Origin of the sequence: Aeromonas sp. 30P (assembly GCF_051919805.1) — a bacterium.
Taxonomy (GTDB): Bacteria; Pseudomonadota; Gammaproteobacteria; order Enterobacterales; family Aeromonadaceae; genus Aeromonas; species Aeromonas veronii.
In genome coordinates this window covers 130,001-153,661 of record NZ_JBQBEA010000001.1, presented here as the reverse complement: position 1 = coordinate 153,661, position 23,661 = coordinate 130,001, and the positions used below count along the sequence as shown (strand labels likewise).

16 protein-coding genes, 1 tRNA gene, 3 rRNA genes and 1 pseudogene (1 of these 21 running past the window's edge) are annotated in these 23,661 nt (G+C 60.8%); 4 read left to right on the top strand and 17 right to left on the bottom strand.

Annotation, left to right across the window (positions count from 1 at the left end):
• Positions 1-34: 34 nt before the first annotated feature.
• The 4 genes from cueR to rph form a co-directional block, all read right to left on the bottom strand.
• Complete coding sequence (cueR, locus tag ACTG2B_RS00705) at positions 35-424, bottom strand: Cu(I)-responsive transcriptional regulator (RefSeq protein ID WP_005356117.1); 390 nt, start codon at positions 422-424, stop codon at positions 35-37.
• On the bottom strand, positions 425-2,854 hold the full coding sequence (locus tag ACTG2B_RS00700; protein ID WP_439995028.1) for a heavy metal translocating P-type ATPase: 2,430 nt from the start codon (positions 2,852-2,854) through the stop codon (positions 425-427).
• 178 nt (positions 2,855-3,032) lie between these two features.
• Positions 3,033-3,698 carry an orotate phosphoribosyltransferase gene (gene pyrE / locus ACTG2B_RS00695; protein WP_421286503.1) on the bottom strand — a complete coding sequence of 222 codons (666 nt, stop codon included), beginning with the start codon at positions 3,696-3,698 and terminating at the stop codon, positions 3,033-3,035.
• Positions 3,699-3,773: 75 nt separating this feature from the next.
• A complete protein-coding gene (rph, locus tag ACTG2B_RS00690) occupies positions 3,774-4,490 on the bottom strand; it encodes a ribonuclease PH (RefSeq protein WP_005339589.1) in 717 nt (238 codons plus the stop codon).
• 147 nt (positions 4,491-4,637) lie between these two features.
• Between rph and ACTG2B_RS00685 the strand changes: the two genes are divergently transcribed.
• Entirely contained in the window at positions 4,638-5,501 is an 864-nt protein-coding gene (locus ACTG2B_RS00685) for a YicC/YloC family endoribonuclease (protein ID WP_139460233.1), read from the top strand.
• Between the two features lie 120 nt (positions 5,502-5,621).
• Here the strand turns inward: ACTG2B_RS00685 and ACTG2B_RS00680 are convergent, their stop codons facing one another.
• Positions 5,622-6,527, bottom strand: coding sequence for a LysR substrate-binding domain-containing protein (locus ACTG2B_RS00680; RefSeq protein ID WP_439995027.1), 906 nt, complete (start codon positions 6,525-6,527; stop codon positions 5,622-5,624).
• Positions 6,528-6,647: 120 nt separating this feature from the next.
• Between ACTG2B_RS00680 and ACTG2B_RS00675 the strand changes: the two genes are divergently transcribed.
• A complete protein-coding gene (locus tag ACTG2B_RS00675) occupies positions 6,648-7,775 on the top strand; it encodes an S-(hydroxymethyl)glutathione dehydrogenase/class III alcohol dehydrogenase (RefSeq protein WP_439995026.1) in 1,128 nt (375 codons plus the stop codon).
• A 48-nt stretch (positions 7,776-7,823) separates the two neighbouring features.
• Positions 7,824-8,660 carry an S-formylglutathione hydrolase gene (fghA, locus tag ACTG2B_RS00670; RefSeq protein WP_439995025.1) on the top strand — a complete coding sequence of 279 codons (837 nt, stop codon included), beginning with the start codon at positions 7,824-7,826 and terminating at the stop codon, positions 8,658-8,660.
• 50 nt (positions 8,661-8,710) lie between these two features.
• On the opposite strand, the gene ACTG2B_RS00665 is transcribed toward fghA, so the two are convergent.
• Entirely contained in the window at positions 8,711-9,433 is a 723-nt protein-coding gene (locus ACTG2B_RS00665; protein WP_041209455.1) for a head GIN domain-containing protein, read from the bottom strand.
• Positions 9,434-9,828: 395 nt separating this feature from the next.
• Between ACTG2B_RS00665 and ovoA the strand changes: the two genes are divergently transcribed.
• Positions 9,829-11,976 (top strand): 5-histidylcysteine sulfoxide synthase, encoded by a 2,148-nt coding sequence (gene ovoA, locus ACTG2B_RS00660; protein ID WP_439995024.1) that lies wholly within the window; start codon positions 9,829-9,831, stop codon positions 11,974-11,976.
• 79 nt (positions 11,977-12,055) lie between these two features.
• On the opposite strand, the pseudogene ACTG2B_RS00655 reads toward ovoA, so the two are convergent.
• The 11 genes and pseudogenes from ACTG2B_RS00655 to ACTG2B_RS00605 all read right to left on the bottom strand — a co-directional run.
• Positions 12,056-13,005: pseudogene (locus ACTG2B_RS00655) on the bottom strand (bile acid:sodium symporter family protein).
• Positions 13,006-13,298: 293 nt separating this feature from the next.
• Positions 13,299-14,744, bottom strand: a complete 1,446-nt coding sequence (locus ACTG2B_RS00650) for an amino acid permease (RefSeq protein ID WP_439995023.1) — start codon at positions 14,742-14,744, stop codon at positions 13,299-13,301.
• A 166-nt stretch (positions 14,745-14,910) separates the two neighbouring features.
• Positions 14,911-15,249: a tRNA-binding protein gene (locus ACTG2B_RS00645; protein ID WP_005342042.1), complete on the bottom strand. Its 339-nt coding sequence runs from the start codon at positions 15,247-15,249 to the stop codon at positions 14,911-14,913.
• 76 nt (positions 15,250-15,325) lie between these two features.
• Positions 15,326-16,771 (bottom strand): amino acid permease, encoded by a 1,446-nt coding sequence (locus tag ACTG2B_RS00640; protein ID WP_102989700.1) that lies wholly within the window; start codon positions 16,769-16,771, stop codon positions 15,326-15,328.
• A gap of 103 nt (positions 16,772-16,874) precedes the next feature.
• On the bottom strand, positions 16,875-17,330 hold the full coding sequence (locus ACTG2B_RS00635; RefSeq protein ID WP_439995022.1) for a beta-galactosidase subunit beta: 456 nt from the start codon (positions 17,328-17,330) through the stop codon (positions 16,875-16,877).
• Positions 17,327-20,401 (bottom strand): beta-galactosidase subunit alpha, encoded by a 3,075-nt coding sequence (gene ebgA / locus ACTG2B_RS00630; protein WP_439995021.1) that lies wholly within the window; start codon positions 20,399-20,401, stop codon positions 17,327-17,329. Before ebgA ends, ACTG2B_RS00635 begins: the two co-directional genes overlap by 4 nt.
• 321 nt (positions 20,402-20,722) lie before the next feature.
• Positions 20,723-21,688, bottom strand: a complete 966-nt coding sequence (ebgR, locus tag ACTG2B_RS00625) for a transcriptional regulator EbgR (protein ID WP_019446210.1) — start codon at positions 21,686-21,688, stop codon at positions 20,723-20,725.
• 165 nt (positions 21,689-21,853) lie between these two features.
• A 5S ribosomal RNA gene (rrf, locus tag ACTG2B_RS00620) occupies positions 21,854-21,968 on the bottom strand.
• 27 nt (positions 21,969-21,995) lie between these two features.
• Positions 21,996-22,071: transfer RNA gene (locus ACTG2B_RS00615), tRNA-Thr, on the bottom strand.
• Between the two features lie 46 nt (positions 22,072-22,117).
• Positions 22,118-22,232: ribosomal RNA gene (gene rrf, locus ACTG2B_RS00610) — 5S ribosomal RNA — on the bottom strand.
• Between the two features lie 124 nt (positions 22,233-22,356).
• Positions 22,357-23,661: ribosomal RNA gene (locus ACTG2B_RS00605) — 23S ribosomal RNA — on the bottom strand; it runs 1,587 nt beyond the window's last position.

The following is a 23,661-nucleotide window of genomic DNA, read 5'->3' as shown; positions in this document are numbered from 1 at the left end:
ACGATTTCTTCTGCGCTGGCAGGTGAGTCCTTGCTCACCCCTTCTCCAATTCGTCGAGGATCGGGCACTCGGGATTTTCATCCCCGTGGCAGCAGCAGACCAACCCTTCCAGGGAGGTAAGCATGGCCTGCAGCCCGGCGATGCGAGCGCGCAGATCGACGATCTTCTCCTGCGCCAGCTTCTTCACCTGGGCGCTGGTTCTGTGTTCGTCCCGATAGAGCGCCAGCAGCTCCTGACACTCCTCCAGATTGAAGCCGGTCTCCCGCGCCCGTTTGACGAAACGCAGCTCACGCAGCGCCCCCTCGGTGTAACTGCGATAACCGTTGTCACTGCGTACCGGGGCTGTGATGAGGCCAATGCTCTCGTAATAACGGATGGTCTTGGCGGTCAGCCCCGTGGCCTTGGCAACCTTGCTGATGTTCATTTATGCCTCCTTACTGATCGGGTTGGATGCTGGCCCGTGCGCCGCCCTGGGCTGCCAGCGTTTCAATAACAGGGAATTGCTCAAAACGGTAATGCTGCTCAGGGCCATGGCCGCCCCCGCTAACTCGGGGCTGAGGTAGCCCAGTGCCGCCAGCGGAATACCGATGATATTGAACACGAAGGCCCAGAACAGATTCTGCTGTATGGTGCGCCAGGTGGCCGCCGAGATATCGATGGCATCGGCCACCAGCCGCGGATCAGAGCGCATAAGGGTGATGGAAGCGGTCTCCATCGCCACGTCGGAGCCGGAGCCCATGGCGATACCGACGTCCGCCGCCGCCAGCGCCGGGGCATCGTTCACTCCATCCCCCACCATGGCCACCAGCCCGCGGGTTTGCGCCCGCAGCGCCTCCACTTTCTCCACCTTGCCCGCTGGCAGCACGGAGTCAAAGGCCCCGTCCAGCCCCAGCTTGGCGGCGATATGGGCCACCGGCGCCGGTGCATCGCCACTCACCAGCCAGCTGGCGATACCGCGCTGGCGCAGGGTGGCGATGGCTTCCGGGCTCTCGGGGCGCAGGGTATCGGCCAGTGCGGCGATACCAGCCACCGTGCCGTCGATGGTGACCCAAACCCGGGTCGCGCCATCGGCGGCTTGTTCATCCTGTTGCGGCGGTTCAATGCCGAGCTGGGCCAGCAGGGAACCATTGCCGATGGCGACACTGTGGCCCGCCACCTGACCGACTATGCCGGCACCGACCCGCACCTCGACCGCCTCCGGCTGAGGCAGCGCCACCCCGCTGCCGACCGCCTCGCGCATGGCCAGCGCCAGCGGGTGTTCGCTCGCCTGCTGCAGGGCGGCGGCCAGATGCAACTGCTCGCCATTGCCGCTCCAGCTGGCCAGCACAGGCTTGCCTTGAGTGAGCGTGCCGGTCTTGTCGAAGATCAGCGCCTTGATGGCGTGGGCCTTCTGCAGGGTATCCACATCCTTGATCAGAATGCCGTGGCGCGCCGCCACGCCGGTACCGGTGACGATGGCCGCCGGTGTGGCCAGCCCCAGCGCACAGGGGCAAGCGATCACCAGCACCGCCACCGCTGCCAGCAGGGCCTGACCGAAGTCGTTGCTGATGGCGTACCACACCAGCAGAGTGAACAGGGCGATGGCCATCACCACAGGTACGAAGATGGCGGAGACCTTGTCCACCAGCTGTTGCAGCGGTGCCTTGCCCATCTGGGCACTCTCCACCAGCGCAATGATCTTGCTGAGGCTGGAATCCTCCCCCACCGTAGTGGCTTCAATTTCCAGCACGCCGGAGCGGTTGATGGCGCCGCCCAGCACCTTGTCGCCCTCGCCGCGCGGCACCGGCAGGCTCTCGCCGGTGAGGATAGACTCATCCAGCTCGCTGGCGCCGCTCACGATTCTGCCATCCACCGGCACCCGCTCACCCACCAGCACCCGCAGCCGATCGCCGCGTAACACTTCGTCGACGGCGACACTCAGCCAGCTCTCGCCACGCCAGACGGTGGCGGTTTCCGGCCGCAGCGCCATCAGTTCGCGAATGGCGGACTGGGTGCTGCGGCGGGCTCTCGCCTCCAGCAGTTTTCCCAACGAAATCAGGGTAATGATGATGGCGCTCGCCTCGAAATAGAGCTTGCCGCTGGCGGCCATCCCCAACGTCAGCAGCAGATAGAGGCTGTAGAAGTAGGCCGCACTGGTGCCGGTGGCCACCAGCACATCCATATTGGCTGCGCGATTCTTGAGAGCAAGCCAGGCGCCGCGATAGAAGCGTCTGCCTACCCAGAACTGCACCGGGGTGGCGAGCAGCAGCTCCAGCCAGGCGGGTAGATGCCAGGGGAACAGTCCGGCCATGGCCAGCATCCCCACCAGCAGCGGCAACGTCAGCAAAGCCGAGACGATGACCCGGGTTTGAGCCTGACGGGCTGTGGCGGCCTCCTGCGCTTCCCGCTCCAGCAACTGCTGGCGGCGGCCGCTGGCCGAGCCTTGTGCCAGCTGGGCGCCAAAGCCGAGCGCTTCGATCTGCTCGCGCAAAGCGGCGGGCGTCTGCATCCCGGGGACCAGCACGATCCGGGCCTGTTCGATGGAGAAGTTGACCTCGGCCGAGATGACGCCGGGCAGCGCGGCCAGCATCTTGTTCAACCGAGCCGAACAACCGGCACAAGTCATGCCGGTAATTTGGAACAAAAAGGTCTCGCTGCCGTAGTCGTAACCCTGACTCTTGATGCTGTCGAGCACCGCAGGCAGACGGTCGGGGCTGGCCAGCTCGATGGCCGCCTGCTCCAGCGCGAAGTTGACGGTGGCCGATACCCCGTCGAGTTTGTTGAGGCTGGTCGCGATGCGGCCTGCGCAGTTGGCGCAGCTCATGCCGCTGAGCGGCAACTGCAGATGAATGGGTGATTGAAGATGAGTGGTCATGTTGTTCCTCCCCGGAACCCGTCGGCACAACAAAACGCCGACTGGCAAACCCTAACCTTTACTGTAAGGGCAAGCTCAAGCCACATGATCCACTTTTTGCAGATGAAAAAACGGCGCTCGTTTGCTGCCAGAGAACAAACGGGCGCCGCATTCAGCTATTGCGCGGTGTGAGCGAAGCTCAGATACCGTACTGGGCGCGGTAAGCCTTCATGGCCGCCAGTTGCGCTGCCAGCTCCGGCTGTTCGGCCTGCTTCTCTTCCAGCTTTTCTTCCAAATAAGCGATCAGGTCGCTCATCTGGATGATGGCGATGATGTGGGCGCCGTAGTCACGCTCCACCTCCTGAATGGCGGAGAGCTCGCCCTTGCCCTTCTCCTGACGGTCCAGCGCGATCAGCACGCCCGCCAGCGAGGCGCCGTTGGCCTGGATCAGATCCATGGATTCGCGGATAGCGGTGCCGGCGGTGATGACGTCGTCCACCAGCATGACGCGCCCCTTGAGCGGGCTGCCTACCAGATTGCCGCCCTCGCCGTGATCCTTGGCCTCCTTGCGGTTGAAGCACCAGGGCACGTCCACATCGTGCTGCTCCACCAGCTGCACGGCGGTGGCGGAGGCGATGGGGATCCCCTTGTAGGCCGGGCCAAACAGCACATCGAACTCGATACCGGCATCCATCAGGGCGGCGGCATAGAAGCGGCCGAGACGGGCCAGATCGCGGCCGCTGTTGAACAGACCGGCGTTGAAGAAGTAGGGGCTTTTACGACCGGATTTCAGGGTAAATTCACCGAATTTGAGGACCTGTTTTTCCAGGGCGAACTCGATAAATTGACGCTGGTAGGCTTTCATTCTGGCTCCTTGCTTGGCTTGTCGTTGTCTTGTGTGGGGGTATAAAAAAACGCGGTCAATGCCGCGTTTTTAAAATCAGGAGAGCGACTGCTTCTGCAGCGCAATGATGTCGGCGATGCCGCCCTTAGCGAGCGCCAGCATCTCCAGCAGCTCTTCGTGGGTGAAGGGCTCGGCCTCCGCGGTGCCCTGCACCTCGATGATGCGACCATCTTCGGTCATCACCACGTTCATGTCGGTCTCGGCGGCGGAGTCTTCGATGTACTCCAGATCGCAGATGGCTTCGCCCTGATACATGCCGACGGAGACGGCGGCGATCATCTGCTTGAGCGGGCTTTGCTTGATCATCCCCTTCTCGACCATCCAGTTCAGCGCATCCACCAGCGCCACGCAGGCACCGGTAATGGAAGCGGTGCGAGTGCCGCCATCGGCTTGCAGCACGTCACAGTCAACTGTGATGGAGTGCTCGCCCAGCGCAGTCAGGTCTACCGCCGCGCGCAGGGAGCGGGCGATCAAACGGGAGATCTCCAGAGTACGGCCACTCTGCTTGCCGGAGGCCGCTTCGCGGTTCATCCGGGAGTGAGTGGAGCGCGGCAGCATGCCGTATTCGGCAGTCACCCAGCCCTGGTTCTTCCCTTTCAGGAAGCGCGGCACGCTGGTGTCAACGCTGGCGGTGCAGAGCACGCGAGTGTTACCGAACTCCACCAGCACTGAGCCTTCTGCATGTTTGGTGAAATTGCGGGTAATGGTAACCGGGCGAAGTTGCGCGGCACTGCGATCGCTTGGACGTGACATGGAACGGACCTCTGGGCTGGCTCAAATTGGCGGGGGATTATAAGTGATCCCGCCCCAAATATCAGCCGCTAAAACCACGGCATCGGCTGACGAGCAGGGCCGGGCTGAGTATACTGGCCGCACACTTCATCAAGCCCGGAACAATCAATGATTCACAGCATGACCGCCTACGCCCGCAAGGAATTCAAGGGCGACTGGGGCACAGCCGTTTGGGAAATTCGTTCGGTCAACCAGCGTTATCTGGAGACCTACATTCGCCTGCCGGAACAACTGCGCAGCCTGGAACCGGTTCTGCGTGAGCGTTTCCGCGCCAAATTGCAGCGCGGCAAGGTGGAGTGCAACCTGCGCTTCGAGGCCGCTCAGGCCGCTGCCAGCCAGCTCCATATCAATGAAGAGCTGGCCAAGCTCATCATCGACAGCGCCAGCTGGGTAATGAAAGAGGCGGGTCAGGGCCAGCTCAATCCGGTCGATGTACTGCGCTGGCCGGGTGTCATGGCTGCCGCCGAGCAGGACATGGACGCGGTCGCCACCGAGCTGCTCGGCGGCTTTGACCAGACCATGGAAGATTTCCTCGCCTCCCGCGCCAGCGAAGGGGCCAACCTCAAGGTGCTGATCGAACAGCGTCTGGCCGGTATTCAGGTGGAAGTGAAGAAGGTGCGCGTCCACCTGCCGCAGATCATCGAGTGGCAGCGCCAGAAGCTCACCGACCGTCTGGCCGAAGCCAAGGTGGAGCTGGACCCGGCCCGCATCGAGCAGGAGATCGTGTTGCTGGCCCAGAAGATCGACGTGGCCGAAGAGCTGGATCGTCTGGAGATGCACATCAGCGAAACCAACAAGATCATGAAAAAGGGTGGCGCCTGCGGTCGTCGTCTCGACTTCATGATGCAGGAGTTCAACCGCGAGTCGAACACCTTGGGCTCCAAGTCCATCAACGCCGAAGTGACCCAGTCCGCAGTCGAGCTGAAAGTCCTTATCGAGCAGATGCGCGAGCAAATTCAAAACATCGAGTGATGAGTCGCTGACTATCCGGTTGTTGCCTGCAAAAGAGCCCTTGATTCCTCAAGGGCTCTTTTATTTTCAGGCCATCGCATCTGTCGCCCGCCGCCGGTGAGTCAACGGCTGGGGAGCACCCTAGCCTATCGGCATCACCAGCGTCGGTTGGTGAGGGTCGCTCAGCCGCTCGGCGAGGTAGTCCACCAGCAGCCGCACCTTGGGGGAGAGGTGGCGGTTATGGGGATAGAGAGCCCAGATCCCCTCAGCCGGGGCCCGCAGTTCAGGCAGCAACTCGATCAGCTCGCCTCGGGCCAGATGGTCGCTCACGTAGTAGTCCGGCAGCTGGATGATGCCGATCCCCTTGAGCGCCGCATCCAGCAGGGCGTGGCCGCTGTTGCACTGCAACAGGCCGCGCACCCGCACGCTGTGGGGACGGCCATCCAGAGTGAAGTGCCACTCATCGCTGTTGCCCACCAGACAGGTGTGGCGGGTCAGCTCGGAGAGGCTGTTGGGTATGCCGTGGCGGGCGGTATAGGCCGGTGAGGCGCAGACATAGGGCACCCGCTGCGCCAGCTTGCGCGCCACCAGCGTCGAATCCTTGAGATGGCCGAGCCGCAGCGCCAGATCGTAGCCTTCGTGCACCAGGTCCAGCAGCTGGTTGGTGAGGTTGAGGGTCACCTCCAGCTGGGGGAAACGCACCATGAAGTCGTTCACCAGCGGGGCGATGCGGCTCTCGCCGTAGGAGACGGGGGCCGTAATGCGCAGCGACCCTTGCGGCACCGCCTGATGGCGCCCCACCGCCAGCTCAGCCTCGTAGAGGTTGTCCAGCAGCTGACGGCAGTGGCGATAGTAGATCTCGCCAAGCTCGGTGAGCCGCACCTGACGGGTGGTGCGCAGCAGCAACTTGGCCTGCAGCCGATCCTCCAGCTGTGCCACCTGACGGCTGACTTGCGCCACCGACACTCCCAGCTTGCGCGCAGCCGGGGTAAAGCCCCCCTGCTCCGCCACGCTGACAAATTCACAGATCCCTTCCCAGCCGAACATTATTACCTGTGTGTAAAAGTGATTTGATATTTGCCCTCATTATCACCAAATCGGCGGGAAACTACACTGAATGCCCGAACTCATCTCTGTTCACCCTGCTCAACAAGAAGGATGTCATTCATGGCACAGGTTCAAAGCATCAAGTGTAAAGCCGCCATCGCCTGGGGCCCGGGTCAGCCCCTCTCCATCGAAGAAGTAGAAGTCATGCCGCCGCAAGCGGGCGAGGTGCGGGTGCGCATCGTCGCGACCGGCGTCTGTCACACCGATGCCTTCACCCTCTCCGGTGAAGATCCGGAAGGGGTCTTCCCCTGCATCCTCGGCCACGAGGGGGGCGGCATCGTCGAATCCGTCGGCGAAGGCGTCACCAGCGTCAAGATGGGCGATCACGTGATCCCGCTCTACACCCCCGAGTGCGGCGAGTGCAAGTTCTGCAAATCCGGCAAGACCAACCTATGCCAGAAGATCCGCGCCACTCAGGGCAAGGGGCTGATGCCGGACGGCACCACCCGCTTCTCGAAAGATGGCCAGCCCATCTATCACTACATGGGCACCTCCACCTTCAGCGAATACACGGTACTGCCGGAGATCTCCATCGCCAAGGTAGACCCGGCCGCCCCGCTGGAAGAGGTCTGCCTGCTCGGCTGCGGCGTCACCACCGGCATCGGCGCAGTGATGAACACCGCCAAGGTGAAAGAGGGTGAGAGTGTCGCCATCTTCGGGCTGGGTGGCATCGGCCTCTCGGCAGTGATCGGCGCCCGTCTGGCCAAGGCCGGTCGCATCATCGCCATCGACATCAACGAGAGCAAGTTCGAACTGGCCCGCAAGCTGGGCGCCACCGACTGCATCAACCCGAACGATTACGACAAACCGATTCAGGAGGTGATCGTCGAGCTGACCGATGGCGGCGTCGACTTCTCCTTCGAGTGCATCGGCAACGTCAAGGTGATGCGTGCGGCGCTGGAGTGCTGCCACAAGGGCTGGGGCGAGTCGGTCATTATCGGCGTCGCCGGAGCAGGTCAGGAGATCAGCACCCGTCCGTTCCAACTGGTGACCGGTCGGGTCTGGCGCGGCAGCGCCTTCGGCGGGGTACGCGGTCGCAGCGAACTGCCGAGCTATGTGCAGCGCTACATGCAGGGCGAGTTCCGCCTCGATGACTTCATCACCCACACCATGCCGCTGGAGCAGATCAACGAGGCATTCGATCTGATGCATGAAGGCAAGAGCATCCGCACCGTCATCCACTACTGAGCATGATCGCCCCGCCCGCCATCGTGGGCGGGGTACAGGAGTCCTTCGATGAATCTGGAGATTATCAGCAGCAACAAGAGCTTCGGAGGCTGGCACAAGCGCTATCGCCACAGCGCCAGCGTGCTGGGCTGCGAGATAAATTTTGCCATCTATCTGCCGCCTCAGGCCCTCACCGGCCAGAAGGTACCGGTGCTCTACTGGCTCAGCGGCCTCACCTGCACCGATGAGAACTTTATGCAGAAGGCGGGTGCCCAGCGCATCGCCGCCGAGCTCGGCATCGCCCTGGTGGCGCCGGACACCAGCCCCCGCGGCGACGGCGTAGCGGACGATCCCGGTTATGACCTCGGCATGGGCGCAGGCTTTTACGTCAATGCCAGCCAGAGCCCCTGGCAGGCGCACTACCAGATGTATGACTACGTCACCCGCGAACTGCCTGACTTGATAGAGACCCACTTCCCGGTCTCGACCCGCCGCGCCATCAGCGGCCACTCCATGGGCGGTCATGGTGCGCTGATCGCCGCGCTGCGGGAGCCGGGTCGCTACCGCTCGGTCTCGGCGTTCAGCCCGATCTGTCACCCGAGCCGCAGCCCTTGGGGCCAGAAGGCGCTCGGCGCCTATCTCGGCAGCAATCCTCTGCTGTGGCAGGAGTGGGATGCCTGCCAACTGCTGCGCCACCAGCCGGTCACGCCGCTACCAACCTTGGTGGATGTGGGGCTGGATGATCCCTTCCTCGCCGAGCAGCTGCATATCGATGCGCTGGCAGAGGTGGCCGCCAGCAAGGGGTGGCCGCTGGAGCTCAACCGCCACGAGGGCTATGACCACAGCTACTACTTCGTGGCGAGCTTTATCGAGGCGCACCTGCGCTTTCACGCCCGCCACCTCTGATCAAAACAGGCCCGTTGCGGGCCTGTTTCAGTTGTGGTGATCGGTTGATATCAGCTACCGGCGCGGGTCACTCCGCCGGAGCCCACGATCTGCTGCTCCACCTCGGGGTCACCCCAGTAGGTGATGTTGCCAGTGCCTGCGATGCCGATCTTGAGCGTTTTCTGGGCCCGCACCTCCACATCACCGCTGCCGGCGATATTGACCTCGACCTCGTTGCCACGCATTTCGCTGCCCAGCACATCGCCAGCACCGGCAATGTTCAGCTCGATGCTAGTGGCAGAGCCGCTCCCCAGATCCAGGCTACCTGCACCAGCGATATTGCCTTTCAATCGCTGTACCTCCAGCTGGCTGGCGACGATACCACCGGTTCCCGCCACTGACAGCTCCAGCGCCTCACCCTTGAAGCCACTCAGATCGCCGTTGCCGGTACCTGCCAGCGCCATTTCACTGAGCTCTGGCAGGGTGATGGTGATCTCCAGCGGTTCGGTAGGCCGCAGTCGGTAACCATCCTTCACCTCGATCTCCAGCTTGCTGCCGCGCTCGGTCAGCTCCAGATACGGCAAGAGATTTGCCTGCCCCTTGATCAGGATCCCGCGCTGCTCCCCCGCCACCAGATGGAGTGTAGCTGGAGTTCCCGCCAGCACCCGGGTCACCCGCTCGCCCAGCGCCTGCTGGCGCTCGACCGGGACACCTTCCCCCTTGATCTCGGTGTCGGCAAAGACGTTGCAACCTCCCATCACCAACGCCACCAAGACGCCAATCATCCACCGCATAACTGTTCTCCTTTTTATTTATTGATAAGCCACCTGACAGGCCCTGTTCGAAACCACAAAAATAGAGGCCGTATGAAACCACAGATAGCAATGGCCATGCCAGAATCTAACTATATGATTTTCAATAAAAATAAAATCAACAGTAAGAAGTGGTACGCATTAAAAAGAGCCATTTAGACCACCATTTGGCGAATCTGACCATCCCCTAACAGGCAGGTGGAGAGCTGGCTGGCGAGCCGTCCTACCGGTCACTATGCTGACAGCCCGTGGAAGTTTTTAATTGCCCTGCCGGCCTGTTGAGCCAATAGTGGTACTTCGTGCGTACCAAGCTCTCCATTGCGGTAATGTCATTACCACTGTCTTGTCAGTCTTCACTGCCAACAAGGAGTCAGAGCGTGACCCAAGCAAGCCCTCTCTATGCCACTGCCACCGGTCTGCCGGAGCCGACTCGCACCCCGTTGCTGACCGGCAGCGATCCCGAGCAGAAACGGCGCGAGCTGCTCACCTACTTCTGCCAGACCTTCGATCTCTACGACTCGCTGTTCGACTGTCTGGCCGATGAACGGGCCTGGTTCAACAAGGCGATCCCCCTGCGCCATCCGCTCATCTTCTACTACGGCCACACCGCCGCCTTCTTTATCAACAAGCTGCTGGCGGCACGCCTGATCGATCAGCGGCTGGATGCCCGCATCGAGGCCATGGTCGCCATCGGGGTGGACGAGATGAGCTGGGATGATCTGGACGAAACCCACTACGACTGGCCCAAAGTCAGCGAGCTGCGCAGCTATCGGGCCAAAGTCCGTACGCTGGTGTGCGATTTTATTCGCCAGATGCCCCTCACCCTGCCCATCGGCTGGCAGAGCCCGGCCTGGGTGATCCTGATGGGGATAGAGCACGAGCGTATCCACCTCGAGACCTCCAGCGTGCTGATCCGCCAGTTGCCGCTCGCCTGGGTGCGGCCGCAGCCTTATTGGCCCGCCTGCACTGAAGCCCGCCACCGCATTGATCAGGTACCCGCCAACAGTCTGCTGCCGGTGGCCGGCGGCAAGGTGCGCCTTGGCAAGCAGGACGCCACCTACGGCTGGGACAACGAATATGGCGAGCGCCATATCGAGCTGGCCCCGTTTCAGGCCAGCCGCATGCTAGTGAGCAATGCCGAGTACCTCGCCTTCGTCCAGGCGGGCGGCTACGGCCAGCAACAGTGGTGGGATGAGGGATGGGGCTGGTGCCAGTACGCCAAGGCGCAGATGCCCACCTTCTGGGTGGGTGACCCTGCCAAACCCGAACAACTGCAACTGCGGCTGATGACCGAGCAGGTCGCCATGCCCTGGGACTGGCCGGTGGAGGTCAACCAGCTGGAGGCGGCCGCCTTCTGCCGCTGGAAGGCGGCACGGACCGGACTTCCCATCCAGCTGCCGAGCGAGGCGGAGTGGATGCTGCTGCGCGAGCAGCTACCCGGCGATCAGCCGGACTGGACGGAGGCCCCCGGCAATATCAATCTGGCCCGCTACGCCTCCCCCTGCCCGGTGGATGCCTGCCCGCAAGGGGAGTTCTTCGATCTGGTGGGCAATGTCTGGCAGTGGACCAGCACCGCCATCGACGGTTTCGACGGCTTTAAAATCCACCCGCTCTACGACGACTTCTCTACCCCCACCTTTGATGGCAAGCACACCCTCATCAAGGGCGGCAGCTGGATCAGCACGGGTAACGAAGCGCTCAAATCATCCCGTTACGCCTTCCGGCGTCACTTCTTCCAGCATGCGGGTTTCCGCTATCTGGTCTCCCGTTATCAGGAACCCGTTATCGTGAATCCCTATGAAACCGACACGCTCGTCGCTCAGTACCTCGACTTCCAGTACGGCCCGAGCCACTTCGGGGTAGCCAACTACGCCAAGACGCTTGCTGATCTTGCTGGCGAGCTCTGCAGCAACCACCAGCGGGCGCTGGATATCGGCTGTGCCACCGGCCGCGCCAGCTTCGAACTGGCCCGCCACTTCCAGCATGTGGACGGGGTGGACTACTCGGCCCGCTTCATCGATGTGGCGCTGGCCCTCGCCAGCCAGGACAGTTTCCGCTACGCCATTCCGCTGGAGGGTGAACTGGTGGAGTATTGCGAGGCGCGCCTGTCGAGCCACGGGCTGGGGGCGAGTCAGGCTGAGCGCATCCACTTCAGTCAGGGGGATGCCTGCAACCTCAAGCCCAAATATGACCACTACGATCTGGTGCTCGCCTCCAATCTGATCGACCGGCTGCGGGAGCCCGCCCGCTTCCTGCGGGATATCGCCCCCCGGCTGCGCAGCGGTGGCCTGCTGGTGCTCACCAGCCCCTATACCTGGCTGGCGGAATATACCCCACCCGCCAACTGGCTCGGCGGCATTCGCGAAAACGGCGAGGCGCTCACCACCTATCAGGCGCTGCAACGGCTGCTGGCGGCGGAGTTCGAGGAGCACTGCCCGCCGCGGGATGTGCCTTTCGTCATCCGCGAGACCGCCCGCAAATACCAGCACACGGTGGCGCAGCTGACCGTCTGGCGCAAACGCTAATCCGCCGGTCGGCATGCAGATGAGAAGAGGGAGGCCAACGGGCCTCCCTCTTGTTATGACAGCAAAAACGTCGCGAGTATCAATGCCCCTGCTCGTGATAGCGGCGCGCCAGCACGGCGCAGACCATCAGCTGGATCTGGTGGAAGATCATCAGCGGCAGCACCTCACCCCGACGCTGGCGGCCGGGAACATGACGTTGGCCATCGGCACCCCGTTGGCCAGACTCTTCTTGGAGCCGCAAAAGACGATGGTTATCTCGTCCGCCTTGTCGAAGCCGAGGCGACGGCTGATCCAGACGTTCCAGCAGAGTACCAGCACCAGCAAGACGCAGCTCAGCAGCACGATACTGGCCAGATCGTACCAACTTACTTGACGCCAAATCCCCTGCACCACCGCCTCGCTGAAGGCGACGTAGACCACCAGCAGGATGGAGCTCTGATCCAGCTTGCCGATGAGCGGCCGGTGGCTGTCGACCCAGCGACCGAGCAGCGGGCGCGACAGGTGGCCCACCACAAAAGGCAGCATCAGCTGCATCATGATGGACTGGATGGAGTGCCAGGTGTCGATCCCCTCCCCCTGTACGTGGATCATCATCCCCACCAGCACCGGCGAGAGAAAGATACCGAGGATGCTGGAGGCCGAGGCGCTGCACACCGCCGCCGACACATTGCCGCCAGCCATGGAGGTAAAGGCGATAGCCGACTGCACGGTGGCAGGCAGAGCGCAGAGATAGAGGAAGCCAAGGTAGATGGCCGGGCTCAGCCAGCTCGGCACCAGCGGGGTGAGCAGCAGCCCGAGCAGCGGAAAGAGCACGAAGGTGCTGAGCATCACCACCAGATGAAGCCGCCAGTGACCGAGGCCCGCCAACAGGTTCTGGCGCGACAGCTTGGCGCCATGCATGAAGAACAAGAGCGCCACCGCCAGCTTGGTCAGCAGACCGAACCAGACGGCCACCTGCCCCTCGCAGGGAAAGAGGGAGGCCAGGGTGACCACCGCAATCAGCACAACAGTAAAGGGATCCAGACGCACGAAAGGTCTCCATCAGAAGGGCATCCTGCTGCCGTGGCGACAGTCAGGATTGGGGAGGACAAGAAACAGAGCGGGAGATGTCTGGCACCTCCCGCTAAAACGAACCTCCAGCTTACCCCGATAACAGAGAGGCGCAACGTTGTGCAGCGGTTAATTGTTCATCAATGCTTAACGCCTTTGCTTTGTCGAATAGCGGAAGTTGATGAGCCGCGGCCAGATAGCGCCAAACCGGCGCGAAATGGATAAAAAAACGGGCGACCCAGGCCGCCCGTCTCGCTTTTTCGTTCTGCCGATCAGCGCTGGCTGGCCAGCTTGCCGTTGCCGGTTTTCTTCTCATTGCCGGAGAGCTTGCGAGCCTGCCGCTTCTCGAAGCGGGAGATCCACCAGTAGGCCAGCGCCGAGAAGACCGCGGTCATAAAGACGTTGATGAAGAAGGCGCGCACCAGATCCACCCCGGCCGGGAAGGCGGAGGCACTCATGCTCACCACGAAGATGGCGATCAGCACCGACACCACGCCCATCCCGAACTTGCGCGACCCCATGCGGAAGTCGCGGGGGGTGTCGTCATGTTTCCAGCGGAACACGAAGTAGGCCACCATGATGAAGATCGGCGGCAGCATGGCGGTACCGGCGGTGAGGTTGATGGCGGTGTTCATCATCTGCTGCACCGACTCGGAGCCGAAGCCGTTGACCACCAGCATCGCGAACACGAAGACAAACTGCCACCAGGCGGCGCGCACCGGCACGCCGTGCTCGTTGAGCTGGGTGGTCTTCTCGCCGTAAACCCCCTGCGGGATCTCGGAGAAGTGGATCTTCACCGGCGCCGAGGTCCACATCATCATGGAGCCGAACATGGCGATGAACAGCACCACGCCGACGAAGCGGCCCACCAGCGCCTCGGAGAGCCCGAAATACTGGGCCATGCCGGTGAAGATCTCCACCATGCCGCCGGCATAGGTGAGGCTCTCGCGCGGTACGAACACGTTCACCAACAGGGAACCGACCGCATACATGGCACCGATGACGATGCCCGCACTGATGATCACCTTGATGAAGGACTTCTGACCGCCCTTCACATCATTGAGATAGGCCGCCGCTGTCTCGGCACCGCCCGCCGCCTGGAAGATCCAGCACATGATGCCGAGGGTCGCCCAGTTGACGGTGGGAGTCATCGCCTCCAGCGTGATGGGCTGGGCCGGCACATGATCGCCACTCAAAGCCATCAGGGCGCCCAGCACATAGATGGCGAACAGGGCAAACACACCGTAGGCCACTATTTCGGCAATTTTGCCGAGCCAGCTCGCCCCCTTGGTGGAGATGTGGGTCGCCGCCGCAAACAGCACGATGGAGATGATCGAGGTGACCATGGGCGAGAAGCTGTACTCGTACCCCAGCATGGCGTATGAGGCGTAGGCGATGACGTTGGGCAGCAGGGAGACGAACCAGAACAGGTTCACGAACCAGTAGAGAAACGAGCCCAGATAGGCCATCCGGGTGCCGAGCGGTTTTTTAAGCCAGTCGTACATCCCCGACTCGGAGTTTTTATTGGCCGAGACGAACTCGGCGATGATGAAAACAAACGGGATGAAGTAGACGATGGTCGCCAGCAGGAAGATGGGGGCGGAGCTGAGCCCCAGCTCGATGTTGTTGTTGACGATGTTGCGCACGTTGAACACGGCGGCAAAGGTCATCGACAACAGGGCAAACTTGCCTATGGTGCCGCGTACGGATTCAGACATGATGTCCTCCAGTGGACTCGCGCTCCCTGCGGGGAACGCTGTGACTCTGTGATGTGTTCGGCAAGGGTCTGTCGGCCCCGCGCTTTACTCTCTTGTTATGATCGGGCCGCGTGGGCGGCCTCGTTGGTGAACCGGTGCAGTCTCCCGCGCCGGCTCGCAATACCATTCAGACGATCGGAGTGCCCGGCGCCATCGGCACCCGGGGCTGCAACAGCACGCTCTGGCTCTCGTCCGGGGTCTCGGCGCAGAGCAACATGCACTCGGATCGCTCGCCGCGCATCTTGGTGGGCTTGAGGTTGGTCAGCACCACCACCTCGCTGCCCATCAGCTCCTCTTCGCTGTAGTAGGGCACCAGACTGGTGACGGTCTGCAGCGGCCGCTCGCCCCCCACGTCGATCTGGACGATGTAGAGTTTGTCGGCCCCGGGGTGGCGCACCACCTCCAGCACCTTGCCCACCTTCATCTCGACCCGTTTGAATTCGGCAAACTCGATCGTCTCGCTCATGCTCTTTTCCTTTTCTGGTTCAACGGTTTGCGGGTGGCCAACGGCCACCCGGTTTGATTGGAATTCAATGCAGTACCTATGGCGTCTGCATGGCAACCTGCGCTGCCGGCTGGGCCTCTTTGGCACGCGCTTCGGCGCTGAGGGAGGCCTCGTATCTGTTGTATTTCCACCAGGCGAAGCCGAGGAAGATCACGATCCCGCCGACGTTGTAGAAGATGATGGTCATGATGTCGGCACCGGTCGGGAAGGTGGAGGCGAGGAAGCCCACCGAGAAGATGGCGATCAGCACCGACACCACGGCGATGCCGGTGGTACGCGAACCCATCTTGAACTCCCGCGGCAGGTGGTCGAGCTTCAGGCGCAGATTGAGGTAGGCCAGCATGATGAACAGCGGCGGCAGCATGGAGGCGGCAGCGGTCATGTTGATGACTGTGTTCATCAGATCCTGCGCGGTGTTGGAGCCCAGGGTCGGGATCACCATCAGCGGCAGCACGATGAGGTACTGGATCCAGGCTGCACGGGCGGGCACGCCGTTCTCGTTCAGCTCGACGGTTTTCTTGCCGAAGATGCCGGCCGGGATTTCGGAGAAGAAGATCTTCACCGGGGTCGCCGTCCACATCAGCAGGGAGCCGAACATGGCGGTGAAGGAGACCAGACCCACGAAGCGGTTCATCAGGATCTCCGGCAGGCCGAAGTAAGCAGCCAGCCCTTCAAACACCTGCACCGAGCCGCCGGTATATTTCAGGGTGCCGCTCGGCACGAACACGTTGATCAAGAGCGATGCGATGGAGTAGAGCACCCCGATAAAAATCCCGGCGATGATGATCACCTTCACGAAGGATTTGGAGCCGCCTTTTACGTCATTGACGTAGACCGCCACCGACTCGGCGCCACCAGCCGCCATAAAGATCCAGGTGGTGATACCGAGGAAGGCCCAGCTGAAATCGGGGACCATGGCCTCTACCGTGATGGGGTCAGCCGGTTGCACGCCGCCCACCAGTGCCGCACCCGCCAGCAGGATGTAGGAGAGGGTCAGCAGCAGCATCAGGGACGAGGTCACCGAGGTGATGGGACCGAGCATCTTGGCGCCGTTGGTGGAGACATAGGTGGCAAAGGCAAACAGCACCATGCTCAATGCCGTGGTCGCCACCGGAGTGAGAATGTACTCGTAGCCGAGGAAGGCATAGGAGGCGTAGGCGATGACCCGCGGCAGCAGCGAGGTGAAGAAGAAGAGGTTCACGAACCAGTAGGTGTAGGCGGAGATAAAGGCCCAGCGACCGCCGAGGGAGCTCTTCACCCAGGCATAGACGCCTGCTTCGGAGTTCTTATTCAGTGACACAAATTCCGCAATGATCAGGCAGAACGGAATGAAGTAAAAAATGGTGGCCAGAAAGAACATCGGGGCCGAGGCCAGACCGATCTCGATGTTGTTGTTGATGACGTTGTTGAAGCTGAATACCGCCGCGAAAGTGAGCGACAGCAGACCAAACTTGCCTATCGTATTGCGTTTGGAATCAGACATGGTGCATCTCCAGACCTGTAGTTATCTCAGCGAAAGGGCGGGGCATGATTTGTAGGGTGAGCCCCGCCCTTCAGGCTTTTGTCAGTGCAGAACCGGCGGCTTGTTATTTGTTCTTGAAGTAGCCGCCTTCAACGGTGACCTTGATGATCACCTTTCGCACCGGCGCATCACCGACGAACCGGTAGGCTTCATCGTTCTCGAAGATCACCACCTGACCGTTGCCGACTTTCTGGCGCTCACGCACCTCGCCGGCCAGCCACTCGCGGTCTGTGGTGTCGTCATAAGCCTGCTCGACCCGCAGATCCGGCTTGGCAGCCCACTCCACCGTCTCTTCCCCTTCCATGTAGTAGTGGACGTCGAAGTAGCGGCGCTGCCCCTCGAACAGTGAGGTGGCCGGGCTGGCCCCCTCCTGCAAGCGGTAGGTGAGGGAGTCACCGATGGAGTGGCAGATACCGGGCTTGAGGTTCGGCAGGTTGTTGATGGCCTCCACGCAGCGGCCCCACTTTTTGCCCTCCCGGTAGATGTTTTTGAACAGGGTCAGGTTGTCCAGGGTGATCATGCGAGGTTCCTCCCGCCGTTGATGGTGAGATCGAGCCCGGCCAGCGCAGCCGGATTGAGGTTGCCACGGGCGATGGGCAGCAGGGTCAGGCCGAAGCTGAACGGCTCGAAGCGCACCCGCCAGGAGTCCAGCACCTCGGAGCCCCAGGAGTTGGAGCCCAGCCCCAACACCTTGTGATCCAGATTGAGGGTGAGATAGCCGCTCGGTTCCAGCTCGTTGATGTGCTGCGCCGCGTGGATATGCTCCCAGCTGTAGGGCCAGACGCTCAGGTTGATGGGGGCATCAGGCCGCACGTAGAGGCCGGCACCGTGGCGGTTGGTCAGGGTCGCCCAGCGCACCTGCTGGCGGTTGCCGTTGTCCTGCGGGAACGGGTAGTGCTCCCACATCTCGCCGACTGTGCTCTGAAAGCTGTCGATCCAGTTGCTCTGGCGGCTGTCCTGATAGTTCTCGCCCGGCCCCATGCCGTAGTAGTGCACCCGATCGAGATCCTGACGAATGCCCAGCTCGAAGCCGATCTTCGGGATGATGTCGTCATAGCCGCCGTAGGGCTGGCCGGAGAGCGCCACGTGCAGCTGGCCGTTCGGGCTCAGGGTGTAGACGTAGCTGCAGCGCATGCCGAAGTCGAACACCGGCGGCGCGATCAGGCTCTCCACCGTCACCTCGACCGCCTCGCCCAGCTGACGCCAGCTCAGAGTGCGGAAGTGCTCCTGCATGATCTGCAGGTGGTTCGGGTGCCACAGGCTCTCGTACTCCTGCTTGTGGTTGTCGATCATCGGCTTGAAGAAGGTGAGGCGCGGCGCCCGCTCAATCAGCTCATTGCCATCCTGCTGCCAGCTCACCAGCTTGCCGTCGAGGCGTGAGAAACGCAGGGCAAAGCCGCTGCCACTCAGGGTCAGATCAAGCCTCTCATCGGCAATCTGCAGCGCAGTAGCGTTGGGATTGGCAAAGGGCAGCAGCTGGCGAGTCGACTCTTTCAGCCGGAACTGGTACTGGCCCAGCTCGTGCTCCGCCGCGCTGTAGCGGGTGGCACTGGCCTTGATGACCCGCAGCTGGACGAAGGTTTCCCGCCCATCGAGCGTGGGCAGCTCGAGTTGCAACTCGGTGATGGCACCGGGAGCCACCCCTTCCAGCCGGATTTGCTGGCTGGCCAGCAGCTCGCCCTCGGCCTTCACCTCGACCAGCAGGCGGATATCGTCGAGAGTGGAGAACCAGTAGCGGTTTTCCACTTCCAGCTTGCCGCTCGCCAGATCCAGCGCGCGCACCTTGACCGGGCAGATCACCTGCTTGTATTCACGCAGGCCCGGCCCCGGGGTCTGATCCGGATAGATGAGCCCATCCATGCAGAAGTTGTAGTTGTTGGGGTAGTCGCCGTAGTCACCGCCGTACTTGTAGACCGGGCGGCCCTGCTCGTCCTGATCCAGAATGCCGTGATCGCACCACTCCCAGATGTAGTGGCCCTGAATGTGGGGGTGACGATCGAACACCTGCTGGTATTCACTCAGGCCACCCGGGCCGTTACCCATGGCGTGGGCGTATTCGCAGAGGATGCGCGGCTTCGCCATCGGAAACTCGCCAAAGCAGTTCATCTGGGAGACGCGGGAGTACATGGTACTCACCACATCCACCACCTCGGCATCGCGATCCTCTTCGTAGTGCACCAGCCGGGTCGGATCGATCGCCTTGCAGCGCTGGTACATGGCTCTGATGTTGCAGCCGTAGCCGGATTCGTTGCCGAGCGACCAGATGATGATGGAGGGGTGGTTCTTCTGAGCGTGCACGTGGCGCTCGATGCGATCCACGAACACCGGCTCCCAAAAGGGGTCGTCGGTGATGCGGCTGAGATCGCCGACGTTGGCAAAACCGTGGGTCTCCACGTCGGTCTCCGCCATCACGAACAGACCGTACTGGTCGCACAGCTCGTAGAAGCGCGGGTCGTTCGGATAGTGGGCGGTGCGCACCGAGTTGAGGTTGTGCTGCTTCATCAGCACGATATCGCGCTCTACCCGATCCATACCGACTGCGCGGCTCTTGAGGTGATCATTGTCGTGGCGGTTCACCCCGTGCAGCTTGAGGTAGTGGCCGTTGACGTAGAAAAGGCCATCCTTGACCTTGATTTCACGCACCCCGACCCGCTGCGGGATCACTTCCAGCAGCTCCCCCTGACCGTTGTAGAGGGAGAGTTGCAGCTGATAGAGGTAAGGATCTTCGGCGCTCCACAGATGGGGGTTGGCCAGATCCAGCGTGAAGCGGCAATCACACTTGCCATCAATGACGAGATGGTCGAGGGAGCCGCTGGCGATCTCGCGGCCCTGATCCAGCAGCGACCAGACCAGACGGTGCTCACGGGCTGCCGCCCCCAGATTTTCCAGCTGGATATCGCAGCTCAGGGTAGCGCTCTGATTGTCATCGGCCAGCGTGGTGCGGATGAAGAAGTCCTGCACATGGGCGGCCGGTTTGCCCACCAGATAGACATCGCGGAAGATCCCCGCCATCCACCACATGTCCTGATCTTCGATATAGGTGGAGTCGGCCCACTGCATCACCCGCACTGACAGCAGGTTCTCGCCAACCTTGGCGTAGGCACTGATATCGAACTCGGCGGTGAGACGGCTCCCCTTGCTGAAGCCGACATACTGGCCGTTCACATAGACCTCGAAGTAGGTCTCCACCCCGTCAAACTTGATGATCACCTGCTCGCCGCCCCAGGCCGGGCTCAGCGTGAAGCTGCGCTGATAGGCGCCGGTGGGGTTGTTGGTCGGCACAAAGGGCACGTCGATGGGGAAGGGAAAACCTTCGTCGGTGTACTGCAGCTGGCCATGACCCTCCATCTGCCACATGTTGGGCACGGTGATCTGGCCCCATTCGTTCATGGGGCTGTGATAGAAGGCCTCCGGCACCTGCAGGGGGTGGTCGAAGTAGTGGAACTGCCACTGGCCACTAAGGCTCAGAAAACGGCGGCTCAGCTCGCGCTGCATGGTGGCCGCCAGCGCGTGGTCGGCATAAGAGAAGAAGTAGGCACGCGGGGCCAGCCTGTTTTCACCAACGAATTGGACGTTTTCCCAGTTATTCACATGTCCTCCCGGAACAAGGCAACGTTAACTGGGTAAACTCTAGGTAAACATTTACTAAATATCAGCTTTCTATTGGTAAAGTTTTAACCTGATCACAATGAACAGATGGTTTTGTGAGCGAGATCAGAAGCGGGAGATAAAGGAGGGCAAGATATGGATGAGTGGCATAGATGTTGATAGCCGTTGGCTGAACTACAATAAAATCAACTATAAAACAATACGATATGACGTCACGGGATGATATGGGAAATAAGTTTACTTGGGAGAGGAGTCGCACCACCGCAAGATGGCGCGACTAAAAAGCAGAGCATTTTACTAAAATCAGCGAGTGGTGCCACGCAGGGTCAACTTGCTCGGTACCAGCACCCGGAGTGGAATATCACGCTCGTCTCGCAGCCGCTCAACCAGCAAATTGACTCCCTGGGAGCCCATCAACTCGGAGTGGATCCGCACCGTAGAGAGCGGCGGGAAGGTGAATTTGGCGGTCGGGATATCGTTGACGCTGATGAGCTCGATCTGCTGGGGAATCGCCAGTCCCTTCTCATGAATGGCACGCAGCACACCGATGGCGATGGAGTCGGAGGCAACGAACAGCGCCTTGGGCCAGTCACCCGCCAGCATCTCCTTCGCCAACTGGTAGCCGGAGGCACTGGAGAAGTCCCCACGATAGAGGTCGTTCTCCTGCACCACCCCCAGCCGCTGACCATAATCCCGGAAGGCCAGTTCACGCAGGTCCGGATTCTCATCCTGGCCACCGATATAACCGATACGCTGGTGCCCCTGCGCGATGAAGTAATCGACGACCTGCTGGCTGATCAGGGCGAGATCCACATCGACCGAGTCGAACTCTCCCTGTGAACGGCAGTCGACAAACACCAGCTGGCTGGAACAAGCCCTTAGCTGGACGAGACGTTCGGCTGTGAGTGTGCCGACCACCAGAATGCCATCCACGGCGCTCAGTTCGCGCCCTTCACCGCAGTTGTAGAGATGAGTCAGTTCGATATTGAGGCGGGCACTTTGGGTCTCAATGCCATAACGGATAGCGAGATAGTAAGGGTCGTTGACCTCGGTACTCTGGGGATAGGCATAGACCACCAGAAAGTGCAGCTTGCTCTTATGTACCCCCTTGCGGGCGCTGCTGGTCTTGTACTCCAGCCGTTCGGCAATCTCGAAGATCCGCTGCTTGGTCTCTTCCTTGACGCTCAGGCTGGGATCCTCGTTCAGTACCCGGGATACCGTGGCGAGAGAAACCCCCGCTTCCTGTGCAATTTCCTTCAACGTAGCCATCAATACCTCGCTGGCAGCATCACGTGTTAATCGGCAACGGCTAAAGAGTAACGGGCAATCCCTTGATAGCCCAGCACTTTTACTAAAATGCCGGCGGCAGGGCAGTTTTTTGAATTGCAGAAATGCAAAAAGGCCTCCCGAATGGGAGGCCTCTTCTAAATAGGTGCCTGACAGTGTCCTACTCTCGCATGGCGAATGCCACACTACCATCGGCGCTACCGCGTTTCACTTCTGAGTTCGGCATGGGATCAGGTGGTTCCACGGCGCTATTGCCGTCAGGCAAAAGCTTTTAAAACTAACTTGAAAATGGTGCTGATACCCAGAATCGAACTGGGGACCTCATCCTTACCAAGGATGCGCTCTACCGACTGAGCCATATCAGCACACTAACCGGTAAAGACCACGCTGGGCGTAATCTTGAAATTGGGTGCCTGGCAGTGTCCTACTCTCGCATGGCGAATGCCACACTACCATCGGCGCTACCGCGTTTCACTTCTGAGTTCGGCATGGGATCAGGTGGTTCCACGGCGCTATGGCCGCCAGGCAAATTCTTAATCTAGAAAGCTGACGTGAATAACGACTTTGCTAGTTGCTTGTCATTATCACTGAATTAGTTAGTAGTTCGCTTGGTATTTGCTACAAGCCTTAGAACACTTCTTGGGTGTTGTATGGTTAAGCCTCACGGGTAATTAGTATGGGTTAGCTCAACACGTCGCCGCGCTTACACACCCCACCTATCAACGTTGTGGTCTCCAACGGCCCTTTAGGACCCTCAAGGGGTCAGGGATGACTCATCTCAGGGCTCGCTTCCCGCTTAGATGCTTTCAGCGGTTATCGATTCCGAACTTAGCTACCGGGCAGTGCCACTGGCGTGACAACCCGAACACCAGAGGTTCGTTCACTCCGGTCCTCTCGTACTAGGAGCAACTCCCTTCAATCATCCAACGCCCACGGCAGATAGGGACCGAACTGTCTCACGACGTTCTGAACCCAGCTCGCGTACCACTTTAAATGGCGAACAGCCATACCCTTGGGACCGACTTCAGCCCCAGGATGTGATGAGCCGACATCGAGGTGCCAAACACCGCCGTCGATATGAACTCTTGGGCGGTATCAGCCTGTTATCCCCGGAGTACCTTTTATCCGTTGAGCGATGGCCCTTCCATTCAGAACCACCGGATCACTATGACCTACTTTCGTACCTGCTCGACCTGTCCGTCTCGCAGTTAAGCTGGCTTATGCCATTGCACTAACCTCCTGATGTCCGACCAGGATTAGCCAACCTTCGTGCTCCTCCGTTACTCTTTGGGAGGAGACCGCCCCAGTCAAACTACCCACCAGGCACTGTCCGCGAGCCCGATTCAGGGCCCTGCGTTAGAACATCAAACATACAAGGGTGGTATTTCAAGGACGGCTCCAGCGCAACTGGCGTCACGCCTTCAAAGCCTCCCACCTATCCTACACATGTAGGTTCAATGTTCAGTGCCAAGCTGTAGTAAAGGTTCACGGGGTCTTTCCGTCTAGCCGCGGGTACACCGCATCTTCACGGCGAATTCGATTTCACTGAGTCTCGGGTGGAGACAGCATGGCCATGGTTACACCATTCGTGCAGGTCGGAACTTACCCGACAAGGAATTTCGCTACCTTAGGACCGTTATAGTTACGGCCGCCGTTTACCGGGGCTTCGATCAAGAGCTTCGCTTGCGCTAACCCCATCAATTAACCTTCCGGCACCGGGCAGGTGTCACACCCTATACGTCCACTTTCGTGTTTGCAGAGTGCTGTGTTTTTGATAAACAGTCCCAGCCATCTGGTCACTGCGACTCCCAACTGCTCCATCCGCGAGGGACTTCACTGTCAAGAGCGAACCTTCTCCCGAAGTTACGGTTCTATTTTGCCTAGTTCCTTCACCCGAGTTCTCTCAAGCGCCTTGGTATTCTCTACCCGACCACCTGTGTCGGTTTGGGGTACGA